The sequence below is a fragment of the Shewanella sp. NIFS-20-20 genome, from assembly GCF_019209865.1.
GTDB lineage: Bacteria > Pseudomonadota > Gammaproteobacteria > Enterobacterales > Shewanellaceae > Shewanella.
Map to the genome: position 1 here is coordinate 22,112 of NZ_JAHUTT010000038.1, position 18,133 is coordinate 40,244.

Below are 18,133 nucleotides of genomic sequence, written 5' to 3' on the forward strand. Positions count from 1 at the left end.
GGATATAGTTACTCGCTGTAAAAATAAGCAAGGATAGTCGAATGTCTCTTGGGAGCTTGAGTATGGTACGCGCATTAATCTTGTTGGCCAGTGTCACTCTGCCGCTGCTGGTATTTGCGGGCGAGGGCGAAGGCGTGCCGGAAGCTGAGCGACCTAAGATTGGCTTAGTGCTGAGCGGTGGCGGTGCCAAAGGTGCGGCTCATATTGGTGTGCTAAAAGTGCTGGAGGCTAATCACATTCCGGTGGATTTTGTCGCGGGTACCAGTATCGGGGCATTTGTTGGCGGCATGTATGCGCTCGGCTATAGCGTGATGGAAATCGAAGCCATCATGCTCAATACCAACTGGGCCGAGGGCTATTCTGACACCATTCCGCGCCAAGAGTTGAGCTATCGCGATAAACAACAGCGTGATGAATATAATATTCCGTTGGACTTAGGCTATAGCAACGGCACGATGAAGTCGCCCCGCGGGCTGTTAAATGGTCAAACCATGTCGCAGTTGTTGCAAGGCGCCACAGGCTTGGTGCAAAACTTGGGGAGTTTTGATGAGTTATCGATCCCTTATCGTGCGGTGGCCACCAACTTAATTACGAGCGAAGCTTATGTGCTGGATTCGGGAAATATTGTCACGGCCATGCAAGCGTCGGCGGCGGTGCCTGGAGCCTTATTGCCGGTAGAACTTGATGGCATGCTGCTGGTGGATGGCGGCATTGCCAATAACATGCCGGTGGATGTGGTTAAAGCCATGGGGGCTGATATTGTCATCGCCGTCGACATAGGCTCGGCGTTGATGACCAAGGAACAGTTGTCAGGCACTATTTCGGTACTGAATCAGTTATCGACCATCTTGACCAATGCCAGTACTGAAAAACAAAAAAAGTTACTGACGGATAAGGATGTGTTGATCCGCCCTGACGTCGGCGATATGAGTACCACTGACTTTGCCATTATGCCGCAAGTGCTGCCCTTAGGGATTGATGCGGCCATGAAGCATATTAAGCAATTACAAACCTTAAGTGTGGATAACAAAACTTGGCAAGCCTATGTCACGCGCAAAGCTGTGATACGACAGGTGTGGGTCGATGAACTCAAGGTGCCCTTAATTGCGGTCAAGCTGAACAATAATTCCAATGTGAGTGATGAGTTAATCCGGCAGTCACTGGATATTCGCGTGGGCGATTTGGTCAATGACGCTCAGCTTGAGGCGGCGATTAATCGGGTGTATTCGATGGATTTATTTGAGCGGGTTGAATCTGAGTTTGTCGACACTGCTCAAGGCCGGATGCTGGTGGTGACCACTAAGGCGAAATCATGGGGGCCAGATTATTTTCAACTCGGGATTAATTGGGAAGATGATTTCACTTTAGAATCGTCTTTTAGCTTTGATTTCGCTTACCAAATGACCGGCCTTAATGAACTCGGAGGCAGTTGGCGCAACGAGCTGCAATTTGGGTCCGAAACATTACTGGCGTCTGAGTTTTATCAGCCCTTGGATAAAGATCGGTGGTTTTATACCCGAGCCCGCGGCCAGTATGAAATCAACACATGGGATTTATTTAGCGAAAATCAATACATCGTCGGCCTCAAAAAAACCACCTATTCGGCGGATCTCGGAATCGGCTATAACTTTTCGGTGCCAGGGCGAATTGAGTTGGGGTTAACCGGTGATGTCGGTCATTTACGCCATGAATTGTTTTTAAGTCAGGATATTGATTTCAGTAGTTATGGCGGTTATTTATTGTTGGGTTATGACACCCTCGACAGCATCAGTTTCCCGACCTCGGGCAATCGAATTAACTTTAATGTGTTTTGGCGCAAAGAGGATTTTAATCTTAGCGAACAGCAGTCACTTCATCATTCATTGCAGTTCGAATTCGATTGGAAAGGGGCGTTAAGCCTAGGTAATCATGCCTTTGTTGCTAAGTTAGCCGGGGCCACGGTCAATAATGACGGTGCCGATACCCTGCAATTATCTGAGCTCGGTGGCTTCTTAAATCTCTCGGGCTTTCATAAAGACGCCTTGATGGGCCCGCACAAGTTATTTGGCGCCGTGATTTATCAATATGATTTGGGCCGAGACATGTTGGGGGTTGACTCCTTTCCCTTGTATTTAGGCATAAGCGCCGAGGCCGGCAATGTATGGCAGCTAAAAGAAGACATCGATCTTAACCAGCTGATTTATGCCAGTAGCTTATATCTGGGAACCGATACTGCCGTTGGGCCTGCGGCCTTAGGATTTGGTGTTACTGATAGTGGCCAACAGTCGGTGTATCTCTTCCTTGGGAAAAACTTCTAATCGCCTAGCTACATTAGGATCTCAATGATGACGAAAAGTGCAATAGTCGTTTACAAATTTGGCGCATCGAGTCATCACTTACGTGTTAAGCTCAACGAGTGTCGAATTTAACTTAAGTCTGGGAAGAATAATGAGAAGAGTAAGTAGCTTAGCCTTGGGAATAGCCCTAACCTTGGGATTGGCCAGTTGCAGTCAAACCCAAACACCGACGGCCAGCGTGGCGCCAGTCAGCCCATTAGTCTCTGGTATTGAAAAACAAAACTTCGATCCTGCCGTGCGGCACCAAGATGATTTTTATTATTCAGTCAATGGCACTTGGTTAGCCAATACCCCGATCCCAGCCGACAAGTCTAATTATGGCGCCTTCTCTTCCCTTTATGACGAAAGCCAGCAAGCCCTACGAACCATTATTGAGCAAGCGGCCGCCAATGATGATGCCAAATCAGGTTCTAATCAGCAAAAAATCGGTGACTTCTATAACAGTTACATGAACACAGACTTGCTGGAACAGCTCGGTGCAACTCCGATAGCTCCATTGTTGGCAGAGATTGCGAATGCTAAAAGCCATGATGAGCTCGCCGGTGTGATGGGCAAGTTGCTGATTAATGGCGCAGGGATCCCTATGGGGTTTTACGTGAATAATGACGCTAAAAACTCCAGCGAATATGCGGTCTATCTTTATCAGGCTGGCTTGACCTTGCCTGACCGTGATTACTATCTCAAGGATGAGCCTAAGTTTGTCGCCAATCGTCAAGCCTTGGCTAAGTATGTCACCGAGCTCATGACCGAAGCGGGGTATGCGGCGCCGAGCCGCGCCGCCCAAAGTGTGGCCGTGATCGAGAAATTTATCGCCGAATATCAATGGAGCCGAACTGAATCGCGCGATGCCAATAAACGTTATAACAAGATGACCATGGCAGAACTGCAAACCTTATTTGGTAGCTTTGATATTAACGCCTTTAATCAGGCGGTCGGTCTGACGGGTAAAACCAAAGACATGATTGTATCGCAGCCTTCGTATTTTGAAGCTATTGGCAAAAAATACGCCACCTTACCGCTGCGGATGTGGCAAGACTACTTGGCTTTCCATCTCGTGGATAACTATGCCGAGTTGCTGAGCGGTGACTTTGTTGACTTGCACTTTGGCTTCCATGGCAAAACCTTACAAGGAATTGAAGAGCAAAAGCCGCGCTGGAAAAAAGCCGTTGATGCCGCCGATGGGGTTATCGGTGAGATGATTGGCGAAGAGTACGTGAAAGAAAATTTTAAGCCAGAAGCTAAAGCGCGGATGGAGCAGATGATCCAAAATCTGATCAAGGCGTTTGAAGTCAGTATTAATGAGCTGGAGTGGATGAGTGCCGAAACTAAGGTTGAAGCGCAAGACAAGTTGTCTAAGTTCACCTATAAAATTGGTTATCCCGATAAGTGGCGTGACTACAGCGAATTAACCATCGCTGCCGATGAGTTGGTGGGTAACTATGAACGTTATAGCCAATTTGAATATGCGCAGATGATTGCTAAGTTAGGGCAACCTATCGATCGCGCTGAATGGTATATGACGCCCCAAACGGTCAATGCTTACTTTAATCCCGTGATGAACGAAATTGTATTCCCTGCCGCGATTTTGCAACCTCCGTTCTTTAATATGGAGGCAGATGACGCGGTCAATTATGGCGGCATTGGTGCGGTGATTGGTCATGAGATCAGCCACGGTTTCGATGACCAAGGCTCTAAATATGATGGCAATGGTAACTTGCGTAACTGGTGGACTGAGCAAGATAAGACCGAGTTTACCGCGCGGGCGAAACAACTGGCTGAGCAATACAGTCAATATGAAGCACTGCCAGGTAAGTTTGTTAATGGTGAAATGACCTTAGGGGAAAACATTGGTGATCTTGGTGGGTTAACGGTTGCCATGCGCGCCTATCAAATGAGCCTCAATGGTCAGCCATCCCCCGTGATGGATGGTCTAACGGGTGAGCAACGGTTATTTATGGGGTGGTCACAGGTGTGGCGCCGTAATTATCGCGATGAAGAACTGGGACGTCGTTTATTGACCGACGTGCATTCCCCGAGCCATTATCGTGCCATGGGTACCCCGAAAAATATTCCTGAATTCTATGAGGCGTTTGAAGTCAGTGAAGGCGATAAGATGTATTTATCTCCCGAGCAGCGCGTCAAGATTTGGTAAACCAGGTACCAGGTTTGCCCTGAGTCATAGGGCACACCTTCACTTGCTAACAGCCAGGCAATGCCTGGCTTTTTTGTTGGTTAATTTCGATGTTGCTTAGCCGATTTGATCAAGTAATGCAGGCAGTTGCTGTAAGCTGGTCAGTTGATAATGACTGGCACCGAAGCCTAAATGCTGAACTTGTTCGGCCGCGGGGATCACTAACGTGAGCATATTAGCTGCACGGGCGGCAATCATGCCGTTGATTGAGTCTTCGATGGCTAAGCAGCGACTGGGCGCGACATTAAGCATTGCGGCGCAGTTAAGATACACTTGCGGATGCGGTTTGCCATAGGCCAAGCCTTCAGCACTGCAGCAGGCATCAAAGTAATGACCGATGCGCAAGCGAGTCATGACGGCATCTAAAATGGCAGTAGGCGAAGACGTGGCTAAACCTAGTTTCAGACCGCGCAATTGACAGGCTTGCAGGGCGATTTCAACGCCGTTGAGCGCTTGGCCATCTTGCAGAATATAGTCGACAAGTTGGCGGCTAATCTGGGCACTCACGGCGGCATTGTTATAGTCTGGCCATGGGCGGCGTTGATACCAATATTCCACCACTTGATCGACGCGTAAGCCGGTGGTGTTAAGGACATCGGCATGACTGAGGTGAATGCCCACGTCGGCGAAGGCGGCGATTTCGGCTTGTTGCCATTGCGGTTCGGAATCTATCAGTACCCCATCCATGTCAAAAATTACTGCGTCAATGGCCGCCATTATTGCTATTACTCCCGTTGTTGGTGGTGATCCGCTATACACTATCGTCTAATTTGCCTTGGATGGCGTTATCGCTACACTGGCTGGCGCCAAGTGGCGCAAGTTTTTTTATTGCTTGGTGTGAGCTGATTCATAGTTTTGTAAAGCTGTAGTATACTGCACAGCGGAAATGCGTGGTAAAGGTATCATGCCAGTTTGGCTGAAACGCAGTTAAGCCTTATAGCAGAATACCACCAAGGAACCCGTCGGACTGCCGCTTCTGGAGAGAAGATATGCAGTTTCGTTGTGATACCTCACACGATGCACAGAACGCCGTGGGGTATTGAAACGCCTAACAAAGAGGAATGTTGCCGTGCTAGAAGCATATCGTAAACACGTCGCAGAGCGTGCCGCAGAAGGTGTTGTCCCTAAACCACTGGATGCACAACAAGTTGCAGAACTGGTTAAGCTAGTCGAAACCCCACCCGCAGGTGAAGAAGCCTTTGTGCTTGATCTGCTTGAAAATCGAATTCCCCCAGGTGTAGATGAAGCCGCGTATGTGAAAGCGGCGTTTCTTGATGCTGTGGCAAAAGGCACAGTGTCATCACCTATTTTATCGACCGAGCGCGCAACCGAATTACTCGGTACCATGCAAGGTGGCTATAACATCGAGCCGCTGATAGCGCAGCTTGATAACCCTGCCTTAGCGCCGTTAGCGGTAAAGGCCTTATCGCACACCTTGCTGATGTTTGACTCATTCCATGATGTGGTTGAGAAAATGCAGGCCGGTAATGATTCGGCTAAGCAAGTTGTTGAAGCTTGGGCCAATGCTGATTGGTATTTGAGCCGTCCAAAATTGGCTGAAAAAATTAGCTTAACGGTATTTAAAGTCTCTGGCGAAACCAATACGGATGATTTATCACCCGCGCCTGATGCTTGGTCGCGCCCAGATATCCCACTGCATGCGTTAGCTATGCTTAAAAATGCTCGCGATGGCATTGAGCCCGATGTTGCTGGCAGCGTGGGACCCATCAAGAAGATCGAACAATTAAAAAACCAAGGTTTCCCCCTGGTGTACGTCGGTGACGTAGTCGGGACTGGTTCATCGCGTAAATCAGCGACTAACTCTGTCTTGTGGTTTATGGGTGATGATATTCCATTCGTCCCCAATAAGCGTGCTGGTGGTTTCTGTTTAGGTGGAAAAATCGCCCCAATTTTCTTCAATACCATGGAAGATGCGGGGGCATTGCCTATTGAGCTGGACGTCAGCCAAATGGAGATGGGTGATGTTATCGACATCTATCCTTATGCTGGCCAAGTCAAGCGTCATGGTAGTGATGAGGTGATTTCAGCGTTCACGCTTAAAACCGATGTGTTGCTCGATGAAGTCCGTGCTGGTGGCCGTATTCCACTGATCATCGGTCGTGGTCTGACCGATAAAGCCCGCGAAGTGCTGGGGTTACCTGCGTCTGAGGTGTTTGTTCGTCCGCAGGATGTGGCTGACTCAGGCAAGGGCTATACCTTAGCGCAAAAGATGGTCGGTAAGGCGTGTGGGGTTGCTGGGGTTCGTCCTGGTCAATACTGCGAGCCTAAGATGACCTCTGTTGGCTCTCAAGACACCACGGGGCCAATGACCCGTGACGAGCTTAAAGACTTGGCTTGTTTAGGCTTTAGTGCCGACTTAACCATGCAGTCATTCTGTCACACCGCAGCTTACCCTAAGCCGGTGGATGTGAATACTCATCATACGCTGCCTGATTTCATTATGAACCGTGGCGGCGTGTCTCTGCGTCCCGGAGACGGCGTTATCCACTCGTGGCTTAACCGCATGTTGTTGCCCGACACTGTCGGTACTGGCGGCGACTCCCATACGCGTTTCCCGATTGGTATTTCTTTCCCTGCGGGTTCTGGGCTGGTGGCCTTTGCAGCGGCGACTGGCGTGATGCCTCTTGATATGCCGGAATCGGTATTAGTGCGCTTTAAAGGCAAGATGCAACCGGGTATCACTCTGCGTGATTTAGTCCACGCCATTCCATTAAAAGCGATAGAGCTTGGGATGCTGACGGTTGAGAAGAAAGGCAAAATCAATATCTTCTCAGGTCGCGTACTCGAAATCGAAGGGCTTGAGTCTCTGAAAGTCGAGCAAGCGTTCGAATTATCAGATGCTTCGGCTGAGCGTTCGGCCGCAGGCTGTACCATTAAGCTCGATAAAGCGCCTATCATCGAATACCTCAACTCCAACATCACCATGTTGAAGTGGATGATTGCCGAAGGTTATGGCGATCGCCGCACCATTGAGCGTCGTATCAAAGGCATGGAAGAGTGGTTAGCTAACCCTGAGTTGATGACTGCCGATAGCGATGCTGAATACGCGGCGGTGATTGAGATCGATCTCAATGATATTAAAGAGCCAATTCTGTGTGCGCCTAACGATCCTGATGATGCGGTATTATTGTCATCTGTCGCTCAAACTAAGATCGACGAAGTGTTTGTCGGCTCTTGTATGACAAACATTGGTCACTTCCGCGCGACCGGTAAGATGCTCGATAAGTTTGCCAAGACGCTACCAACACGGTTGTGGATTGCTCCACCGACTAAGATGGATAGAGATCAGCTGACCGAAGAAGGCTACTATGCCATCTTTGGTCGCGTGGGCGCTCGTATTGAGATCCCAGGTTGTTCATTGTGTATGGGTAACCAAGCCCGCGTGGCTGAAGGTGCCACCGTGGTGTCGACCTCGACCCGTAACTTCCCTAACCGTTTAGGTACTGGCGCCAATGTCTATTTGGCATCGGCTGAACTGGCAGCGGTAGCGGCGTTATTAGGGCGCTTACCTACACCGCAAGAGTATCAAGAATACGCCAAAGAGTTAGATGCGACGGCAGCTGACACTTACCGTTACTTGAACTTTGATCAGTTAGATAGCTATACCAAAAAAGCGGCGGAAGTGATCTTCCAATCGGCGGTATAAGCCCAGCGCTTCTATGATGTATCCCGCTAAGGGATACATCAAATAAGGCCAGCAGATGCTGGCCTTATTTTTTAGGGGGGGCTTGCAGCGAGGTTAATTGATGGTCGCGCTGTTTTCTTCGCTACTTTCGGCAGGTGCTACTGAGACATATAAGTACAGGATTTCGAGCAGTTGATCTTCAAAGCCAAAACGGGTTTCAAGGGCATGAATTAGGTTGGCTAGATCTTGGTCGAGATCGTACAGCACGGTTTCTTCTTCGGCGTCGGCATATTTGTCACTAAAATCTAAAATATCATCGGTGGTTTGATGGATTTCAGGGAGGAGTTTGCTGACTAATTCTCGGCTGTGCTGACCATGTTGTTCACAGGCCGTCACCATGTGATTGTAGACATCGAAATGGCCTTCGGAGACATAATCTACAATCAGATCGCAGAATTGATTCACTTGAGACAGGTTGGGTAAACATGATTTCGATGGATAAGGTGCGCATCCCGCTAGCTTGCAATAGCTGATTAACAGGTTGCGTCTATGCTCAAGCCATTGATCAATTAGCTTGTTTGCTCCACCCCATTCCTTTTCGGCTTTTTCTAACTTGGTTAGCATGACCTTGCCTCATCTATTTCGCCCTGAGATCTTAATGTATGTAAGCAATCAGGATTGATCAACTGTTTTTGCGAAGTTGAATAAATTTTAACACTTTTTGATTGTTTGGCGTGAAATGGTGGGGATATAAAAAACCCTGCAACGACGGAGTCATTACAGGGCAAAGAATTTTTGAGTTAAGGGCTCGATATAGCGAGCTTCTTGATTGTTCTTGCTAGCGCCTAATTTTTATAACACCAGATCTCTATAGGTGCAACTTTTTTATTGTTTGATAACCAGTGTTTGATGGAAAATGTGAGAAAACCGACAGTCGGATGAGCAAAAATTAATGGGCTTTTAGTATTGAAAACTAAGGGTAAGCTTGGTCTAAGTTCACATAAATGATCCTTCTAAGGTTACTTTATTCATGCAAATGCTAAACTAGCGCCTCAGCAATTTAACAAGTGTAGGAAGCAAGCCAGATGGCAGAGTTAAAGAATGATCGTTATTTGCGCGCGTTATTGAAGCAACCTGTTGATATGACGCCAGTATGGATGATGCGTCAAGCGGGGCGTTACTTACCAGAATATAAAGCGACTCGAGCGCAAGCCGGTGACTTTATGTCGTTATGTCGTAACGCAGATCTGGCGTGTGAAGTGACCTTACAACCCTTGCGTCGTTATAAGTTAGATGCGGCCATTCTGTTTTCTGATATCTTGACCGTGCCTGATGCCATGGGTCTTGGCTTATACTTTGAAACCGGTGAGGGTCCACGTTTTTCACGCCCAACCGATACATTGGACGCCATTAAAAAATTGGCGATTCCCGATCCGGAAGACGAATTAGGCTATGTGATGAATGCGGTTAAAACCATTCGTCGTGAATTAAACGGTGAAGTGCCGTTAATCGGTTTCTCTGGTTCACCATGGACTTTGGCCACCTATATGGTTGAAGGTGGTTCGAGCAAGGCGTTTGAAAAAATTAAGCGCATGATGTACGCCGAACCAATGGCGTTACATATGTTATTAGATAAGTTAGCAGATTCGGTGATTTTGTATCTGAATGCTCAGGTGGCTAACGGCGCTCAGTCGCTGATGATTTTCGACTCTTGGGGCGGGGCATTATCGCACGCGGCGTATCGCGAATTTTCACTGCGTTATATGCAAAAAATTGTCGATGGTTTGACCCGTCATGCCGATGGTCGTCAAGTGCCAGTTACCTTGTTCACTAAGGGTGGCGGTTTGTGGTTAGAAGCCATGGCTGAAACCGGTTGTGACGCCTTGGGCCTTGATTGGACTGTGGACATTGGTGATGCTCGCCGTCGTGTGGGTGATAAAGTGGCGCTGCAAGGCAACATGGATCCATCGATGCTGTATGCACCGACTGGCCGAATTCGTGAAGAAGTGGCCAGCATTTTGGCCAGCTACGGCGAAGGAACTGGCCATGTATTTAACTTGGGCCATGGTATTCATCAGCATGTTGATCCTGAGCACGCTGGCGCATTTATCGAAGCCGTTCATGAGTTATCAACGCCTTATCACAAGTAATGCGTAAAAAAGGCCCGCGAGGGCCTTTTTTGTAGCCGCGAGATTATTGCAGCAGCGCGTGAGAAAATGTCAGCCTTTTTGGCGGCGCAAATTTATACCCCACTCCCCACACGGTTTTCACCAGTTCCGCCATGCCCTCAACTTGCGCCAATTTAGTTCGTAGTCGATTGATGTGAGAATTGACCGTATGTTCATAACCACAATGACTATAACCCCAGACACTTTGCAATAATTGCATCCGGCTAAACACTTGATTGGGATGTTGGGCTAGGTGCGTCAGTAAATCGAATTCGCGCGCGGTTAAATTGAGCGGCTGCGAATCAAGCAAGACTTCGCGTGTTTGGGTGTTAATCGATACGCCAGAAAATTGCAGTTGCGCCGGTGCTAGAGCGGTTTTGTCGATACTGCGATGGCGTAACCTAGCCCTGACACGGGCGGAAAACTCTAATGCCGATAAGGTGATATCGAGGCAATCATCGGCACCGGACTCGAGCGCTAATACCGTTTCGGCTTCGTTATGATCTTCTGTTATAAAAATTAATGGCAGACTGCATCCTAATTGGCGAAACTGACGGATAAGCATTAGGCCGTCGTGTTGCAGCCAATGCTTGGTTAGGACTAATAAGGCAATTTGGCCTTGCTGACAAAGATTTATGGCCATGGACCATGAATTGGCTTGCTGAATGTCGAATCCGGCTAACTCAAGCGACTGAGCAAGTTGGTTACCTTTATCGGCATTATTATGAAGTAACAAAATACTGTGGCTCTGGGTTAACGAACTCATGCTGTCTTCCTTTCAATGGTTACAAAAGGTGTGCGCATAAGACCTGCAGAGCCAAATTTTTATTACAAAAAATTAACGTCACATGCGGGCCGTGAGAAAATCCGCACTTTTCGATGAAAAGTGCGGATGGGTTTCAGTGCTATGGATGCATTAGTTCGTGCGACTAATGCTGACTCGTGCGACGGGATTGTCAAAGCGATGAGAAGCATTTAACACTGAATTACTTAGGCCATCATCGCTGGAGAGCACTCCTTGATGAACCCGCACTGCATCATTGGCCTCTCGCGTAGTATTAAAGCCTTCACCACCATCGGCAGGCCCTGGAATGGTGCCTTTGGCTTCAGAGTTGGCTTCGGTGCCCGCATCATAAGCCATGGTGAACCGAGTCATCGAATCCCCCACTTGGAGTTCGGCCAAATTAATATCGGCAAGGCCGGTAAAGGCATCATTGGTATTGACCAGCATAGTTAATACCGATAGCTGCGCTACGGCGCTAGGCTGGATTTCTATGGTCTGAGTGCTGGTGCCGCCAGGACCTAAGGGACCCCCATCAACCACGAGACTATCAACGCCGGTAACGCCACTAAACTCGCTGGCATCACCACTCTCAGCCAGCATTTCGAGCGCTAGGCTCGCCGGCATAGCCACAGTCCAAGGGCTGACTTCTGCTTGATGAAGCAGTACCGATATGGGCGACAACGGTTGGTTGGCGGTAAGGTTGGTCACCGTCACTGTGTAGGTCTGTGCCGCCGGCGCTGGTGGCGTCGGAGTGGGTGGTGTGGTGTGGTCATCATCATTGTTATGACACGCACCCAATATGAGCAAAGAGCTCACGGCCAAAAATGTTAGTTTTTTCATAGTCACCTCGGCTATTTCACTGTGACTGTCATGCGTGCCACGGGATTGAGCCATCTGTGGATGCGGCTATCGACATCGCTTGGACCACCGGCGGGATCAAGATCACCGATGACACCGGGGTGAATGTGTACTTTATCGTTGCCTGACATATCTTCAAGGCCAGTACCATTCATGCCACCATCGCCACCGGGTGCGGCTGGAATACCGGCTACACCAGGCATGCCGCCACCCGTGATAAGCTCATCATTGGCTTCGGTGCCGGCATCGTAGGCATTAAGGTACACCTGATAGGTGCCCGCTTCGCTTGGGATTTTCCAACTATCTAAGCCAATAAATGCATCATTGGTGGGTAATATCATGGCCACGACAGATAAATACATGCTGTCTTGGGTGTCAAAACTGACGACGTCTGTGGAGTGGCTTGGAGCCAGTAAGCCGCTAGCCGGATTCACTAACTTTTCAGCGCCGGCACCATCAACGGCCGCTTCGAGATCGCTGATATCACCGCCTTCGGCCATCTTTTGTAGTGCAGGGGAAGCCATGTCACCGGCATGAAATAAGGCCAGATCACTCGAATGACCCGCCACTAAAATTGGGGTGAAATGATTGCCATTGGTTAAATTGGTGATAGTGATATCGAGTTCTGCTGCCTGAGCGCTCACTGCCAGAGTGCCAAATAGCGCGAGCAGGGATAGTGATTTTGCTGACATAAATGCTCCAATATGATTGTTGTAATTAACCCTTTTTATCTTGGGCTCAATTCCTCACCAGAAAATCGCCTAGTTATCACAATTTCATCACATTTGCGCAGAGCCGTTACGGACATAGAATGGCTGGGCATGACCAGCGCTTGTTTAGTCTAATGGCTTGTGTCAGTCTGAAGATTAAATACACAATCGACTGAACTTAGCCATGGATGAATTTCAGCAAAAAGTGGTGGTGGTGACCGGTGCATCTGAAGGTATCGGCCGCGCCCTATGTCAGCAATTAGCCGCCTTGGGGGCGCGGTTGGTGCTGGTGGCTCGTCATCGGCAACGCTTACTGGATTTGGCTGCGACCCTCCCTGGGGAGCACTTGGTGTTGGCGGCGGATCTTTGCGATGAGGACCAGTGCCTACAAGTGATCATAGATACACTCGCGCACTACCATCACCTCGATATCCTGATTAATAACGCGGGAATTACCATGTGGTCGCGCTTTGATGAACTTGAGGATTTGGCCGTTCTTGAGCGTTTAATGGCGGTGAACTATCTGGCGCCAGCCCGTCTGACTCATGCCGCGCTGCCGGCATTAAAGGCCGCCAGCGGACAGATTGTGGTGGTGTCGTCTCTGGCGGGGATCACTGGCGTGCCAACCCGAAGCGGCTATTGCGCCTCTAAACATGCGGTGATGGGATTGTTTGACTCGTTGCGGATTGAGTTGATGGATCAAGGCGTGGCAGTGACGCTGTTGTGTCCGGATTTTGTGGTATCAGAAATTCATAAACGGGCCATTGGTTGTGATGGCCAAGCACTTGGGGTAACGCCAATGCAAGAGGCCAAGATCATGACCAGTGATGAGTGCGCCGCAATGATGCTGCCGGCCATCGCCGGGCGGCATCGGCAGCTTATCATGTCTCGCCGCGGCCGACTGGGGCGTTGGCTCAAGCTAATCAAGCCATTGTGGATAGATAAATTGGCCAAAAAAGCCATTGAATCAGGCCATTAATGGCGCGTTGTTGTCAGCCAAACCCCTCGCTTAACGAGGGGCTTGACTAGCGGCACTGGGGTTAGGGTTGAGCACACTGGCGCGGCGAGTGCTCGCCTTTCCAGAGGGTGGTGGCATCACTGAGCGAGAGCGGGATAAATGTCAGTCCTGCACTCATGTTAGCCGGCGGTAGATCTGTTTCTAATTCATACATCCCCATCGGAATGCTGCCTTGGGTGGCATTGGTAGCGACTTGCGTGGCCGCCAGTGTCGTGTAGCGCAGACCCATTAAGTCAAAATGATTGCGCCAATCTTTACCGGTCAACTTGCTGAGTGATACCAACATAAAGTCGTTGCCGGGAATATCTTTAATGCTGCGACCGCCATAGACGCTCTCCCCGTTAAAGGGGAATAGGCTAAAGCCGAGTTGGTGACGATGTGCCTCCCAATCACTCGCGTTATTGGCATATTGGCCAAAAATGCGTTGGTGTTGATAGAGCAAGGTAAAGATATTAAAGCCATTTTCAAGTCGGGTACCGTCACTTAAGATCATGTGATGGGCTTGCAGCGCCATTTGAATATAAAACGCCATCCGATAGCCGTTATGGGTTGCGTAAGCATTGCTGGCCCATGGCGCTTCAAAGCGACTGCTGCCACTATCTAACACTCGACAGTTAGAGGCGAATACCACGCGCTCTCCAGTGGTGTTGGTCAGCCCTGCGGCATCGGACATAAACACATAAAATAAGTCTTTATGGTTCATATGACCATCATAGAGGGTGCTGGTGTTGTTATCGCGTAAATAGTGGGTTTTCCACATGACAGTGTAGGGAAAAATATTGTTGGAATTTTCACCGGCACGACTGCCATAAGCGCTCCAATTATCTCGATTCTCCGCCGTGACATACTGCACATTGAGGCGATTGGTTTGTAAGTTATGCCCAAGCTCATGATTATCCCCCCAGCCGGTGGGGCTGATATTCCAGCCAGCATCCCATGGGTTACCACTGCAGCCCCAACCACATTGTGCATTTTGGTCGTAGTTGGCATGTTGGATAATACGGCGGGTATGCAGCGACTCGTCAAAACAGGCCTCTGACAGGATATTACTGCAGGCTTGGCTGACATCCTCTGGCAACGACTCAAGCAAGCTTTTTCCTTGGATTTTGAATCCCGCTAAGGTGTAAACGCTATTGATGTGATCCTCGGCGATACTGGTCAGCAGAGCATTGACATCAGCGATGTTGCCCCCGATGGCATTTTCAAACTTATCCCTGCGCATATGCTGCTCTGCACCATCTGAACGCAGATCGATATGGGGCAGTTCGGTATTGGCCAGTTGCTGGTTAAACTGGGTGATTTGTGCCGGATCGGAAAAATCCATAATGCTGGGGTGTTTGGCCACGCCGTCCATGGAAATATCGACCGCCAAAGATGCCGCCGCACCAGAGAGGTACAAGTAAATGGGCCCACCATGAGGGGTGGAGAATGTGATGCTTTGGCCTGAAGGGATGCGCAAGCGTTGTTGCGATACCGCCAATGGTCCGCGATAGACTTTTTGCTCGTAAACGCGGTTGGTGTTGGGGCGATGATAGTTGAGCTTGAGCTCAACATGGGTATCCGTTTGGTCGTGACGGGTCACGGTAATGGTCTGCCCAGGTAAGGCATACCAACCTGTGGTGGTCCACTGGCCCGAATAAGGCACGCCGATGGTTTGGCGTTCACTGACGGTGTCAGGGTAACGGTAGTGGGCATTGCTCCCTTTGGTGAGAGTGTTTGCCGGCGCCACAAACTCACCTAAGTCCGCTTGCGCAGGGTTATGCTGGCGGGCGTAACTAATCACCCAGTCGGCAAATAGTGCTTGTTGCCAGGCCCCATGCTCATCATAGGCAATCGGGTAGTCAATGAGACTGCGATATTTGTCGGCGAGTAATAAGCCCGCTTTCATTATGGCGAAATTTTTGCTGCTAAAAGCATCGATACCGGCGATATCTAACGTGATAGCGCCATTGCGATACCAATCGGCGGCGTTTTTGAAGCTCGATGCAAATCCTGCCAGCGTACAGCCTAAATAGTTACCACATCCATCGAGTACGGCCGTATCAAATTGTTGTTGCGCTAAATTATTCAGCAGTTGTGCAACGGCCATTAAGGTTTGATCGGCCGCTTTAAGCGTATCGATACTGACATTGTCGGCGGTAAGTTTTGACCAATAGTTGCCCGCAGTGCTCAGCCCCAGATCAAAATATAAGGGCGATAGCATGGCGCTGGCATCACGGCGATAGTTAGACAATAGCAAAGGGATGCCTGCGGCTTTGGCACTGGCTATCGCGCTGGCGATACCCGCATAACCTAAGCCTTGGCGGTCGATGTCACTGATGACGATGATATCGGGATTAAAGGTGTCGATACATTGGCTGAGTTGGCTGTAATCACAGGCATTGGCATCATTAATGGTGTGCGCGTTAGGATAGTGGTTGGATAACCAACTTCTTATTCGTTCATTATGGGGAAAATACCAGCTATCTTGACTGCTTGGCATCTGTGCGGTGACTATGCTCAATCCATCGATACTGTCATTGCCTTGGGTTAGCCATTGCAACAGGTTAGTTAATAACACATCGGTTTGATTCGAGGTGTTGACGGCAAATAAATTGCCGGCCATGGCCCCATAGCGGTGCCCATCTTGCTCGCCCGCCATGACCAAGCCACGAACGGCATCGCCGCCATTGCCATTACGATTTGACGGCAAGACAGTAAAAGTATTTTCGGGTTTAAGGCTGGCGAACGTGATTGAGTCATGGCTTGGGTACCAACTGATGCTATCTCCCACATTGCGATAGAGGGCGTCGATCGCGCGCTGGCGTTGGCTTTCTGCGCTGTCCATCTGATCAAGGCTAAAATCAATCAATTCTTGGGCTGAGGCCAGCTGGTGATCTTGCTGCTTTATGGCATTGGCCGCGTTACTAATAAACTCGGGAGTGATCACACAATCACTAGTCATTGGCGCAGTGATATAGCGGTCGCCCACTAAGCTACCATCGCATCCTGTGATAGATGCCAGCGCATGAGTCGGTTCGAGCAACAGGGTAAAACTAAAGATTTTTCCCGCCTCAATGCGTTGTTGGCTTGGGGCTAATCCGCCGCCACTGGCTTGCACGCTGCTGGCAAGATAGTAGGTGATCGGGGGGGAGAACGGCTCAAAGCTTGGGGTAATGGTGCAGTCGGCCGTCATGGGACCGGTTAAATAGGTTTCATTGGTTAACGTGCCCTGACAGCCACTGATACTGGTCAGTTGAAAACCGGCCTCAGTGATAACGGTAAAGGCATGAGTCTTGCCAGCCTCGATTTGCTGTTGGCTTGGGGTGATTGCGCCCCCACTGACCGCGGTGGTATGGGCGGTATAGTAAGTGGCCGGTGGCGTCATCGGCGCAAAAGTGGGGGTAATGGTACAGTCGGCCGTCATCGGCCCTGTGACATAGGTTTCATTGGTTAAGGTGCCCTGACAGCCACTGATATTGGTTAATTGAAACCCCGCCTCGGTGATGACGGTGAAGTCATGAGTTTTGCCAGCCTCGATTTGCTGTTGGCTTGGAGTGATTGACCCTCCACTGACCGCGGTGGTATGGGCGGTATAGTAAGTGACGGGGGGCGCAATCGGTGTAAAGGTGGGGGTAATCTCGCAATCGGCGGTCATGGCAGCAGTGGTGAATACTTGGCCTGATATACTGCCGCCACAGCCACTCACTTGGTCAAGGACGTAACCTTCGTCAGTGTGCAAGGTGAAGCTTAAGGTGTTGCCTGCGCTACTCTGTTGTGAGGCTGGGCTGAGTGAGCCACCGACCACGCTAATGGCCTTGGCTGTGTATACCGCAGGTGTCGATATTTCACTAAAGCGCGGTGTGATGGTGCAATCGCTGGTCATAGGGGCCGTGGTATAACGATTGCCGTTTAACTGACCATTGCAACCAGCAATACTATCAAGTTGATAGTTGGACTCTGGGATGACGGTAAAGCTATAGGTGCTGCCGGCTTCAATATTTTGGGCATTGGGGTTGAGCGAACCGCCAGCGACTTGGGCACTACTGGCTTGATAATAGGTGATGCTCGGTGGTGGTATTGGCGTCGTGGTGTCGCCATTATCAATATCCCCATCGCCACAGCCACTGAGTAGTGTAAAGAGTGAGAACCACAAAAATTTGTGTGTCATCGTTTGTCCTTGTTGGCATTGAATTATGATGAGTGTTGACGTTTTATTTTATACAAGGTCATAACAAATTAATACATTAAATATAATAATTTCAATGATTTAAAATTGACACTGTCAAAATTTAGGCACAAAAAAACCGGCGTTAGCCTAATGCCGTTCACTTAGTGTGAACGGCATTTTTCTTAGACTTAATGGGATACTTGTTTTTACTCATTTTTAACGCACGTGGATAGGCCCTATCCCGTTTCCCATCAAGCTTGAACTGTCTCGCA

Annotated in this window: 11 protein-coding genes; 5 read left to right on the forward strand and 6 right to left on the reverse strand. The window is 49.4% G+C overall.

The features are described 5' to 3' along the window. Positions 1-41 precede the first annotated feature (41 nt). The gene (locus tag KU855_RS12550) at positions 42-2,297 is read left to right on the forward strand and encodes a patatin-like phospholipase family protein (protein WP_371316358.1); all 2,256 of its coding nucleotides are present in this window, start codon (positions 42-44) and stop codon (positions 2,295-2,297) included. Positions 2,298-2,427: 130 nt separating this feature from the next. Further along, complete coding sequence (locus KU855_RS12555; protein WP_218530614.1) at positions 2,428-4,488, forward strand: M13 family metallopeptidase; 2,061 nt, start codon at positions 2,428-2,430, stop codon at positions 4,486-4,488. Positions 4,489-4,584: 96 nt separating this feature from the next. Here KU855_RS12555 and hxpB read toward each other — a convergent pair whose 3' ends face one another. Further along, positions 4,585-5,244, reverse strand: a complete 660-nt coding sequence (hxpB, locus tag KU855_RS12560; RefSeq protein WP_218530615.1) for a hexitol phosphatase HxpB — start codon at positions 5,242-5,244, stop codon at positions 4,585-4,587. Between the two features lie 352 nt (positions 5,245-5,596). On the opposite strand from hxpB, the gene acnB reads away from it, so the two are divergent. Continuing rightward, positions 5,597-8,194 (forward strand): bifunctional aconitate hydratase 2/2-methylisocitrate dehydratase, encoded by a 2,598-nt coding sequence (gene acnB, locus KU855_RS12565; protein ID WP_218530616.1) that lies wholly within the window; start codon positions 5,597-5,599, stop codon positions 8,192-8,194. Between the two features lie 93 nt (positions 8,195-8,287). On the opposite strand, the gene rsd is transcribed toward acnB, so the two are convergent. Continuing rightward, entirely contained in the window at positions 8,288-8,797 is a 510-nt protein-coding gene (gene rsd / locus KU855_RS12570) for a sigma D regulator (protein ID WP_218530617.1), read from the reverse strand. 461 nt (positions 8,798-9,258) lie between these two features. Between rsd and hemE the strand changes: the two genes are divergently transcribed. Next, entirely contained in the window at positions 9,259-10,323 is a 1,065-nt protein-coding gene (gene hemE, locus KU855_RS12575) for a uroporphyrinogen decarboxylase (RefSeq protein ID WP_218530618.1), read from the forward strand. Positions 10,324-10,366: 43 nt separating this feature from the next. Here hemE and KU855_RS12580 read toward each other — a convergent pair whose 3' ends face one another. The 3 genes from KU855_RS12580 to KU855_RS12590 form a co-directional block, all read right to left on the reverse strand. Beyond that, a complete protein-coding gene (locus KU855_RS12580; protein WP_218530619.1) occupies positions 10,367-11,107 on the reverse strand; it encodes a response regulator transcription factor in 741 nt (246 codons plus the stop codon). Positions 11,108-11,257: 150 nt separating this feature from the next. Then, on the reverse strand, positions 11,258-11,965 hold the full coding sequence (locus KU855_RS12585) for a spondin domain-containing protein (RefSeq protein ID WP_218530620.1): 708 nt from the start codon (positions 11,963-11,965) through the stop codon (positions 11,258-11,260). Between the two features lie 11 nt (positions 11,966-11,976). Continuing rightward, on the reverse strand, positions 11,977-12,675 hold the full coding sequence (locus tag KU855_RS12590) for a spondin domain-containing protein (protein ID WP_218530621.1): 699 nt from the start codon (positions 12,673-12,675) through the stop codon (positions 11,977-11,979). A 202-nt stretch (positions 12,676-12,877) separates the two neighbouring features. Between KU855_RS12590 and KU855_RS12595 the strand changes: the two genes are divergently transcribed. Further along, the gene (locus KU855_RS12595; RefSeq protein WP_218530622.1) at positions 12,878-13,672 is read left to right on the forward strand and encodes an SDR family oxidoreductase; all 795 of its coding nucleotides are present in this window, start codon (positions 12,878-12,880) and stop codon (positions 13,670-13,672) included. Between the two features lie 61 nt (positions 13,673-13,733). Here the strand turns inward: KU855_RS12595 and KU855_RS12600 are convergent, their stop codons facing one another. Continuing rightward, on the reverse strand, positions 13,734-16,886 hold the full coding sequence (locus tag KU855_RS12600) for an ImpA family metalloprotease (protein WP_218530628.1): 3,153 nt from the start codon (positions 16,884-16,886) through the stop codon (positions 13,734-13,736). Between the last annotated feature and the right edge of the window lie 1,247 nt (positions 16,887-18,133).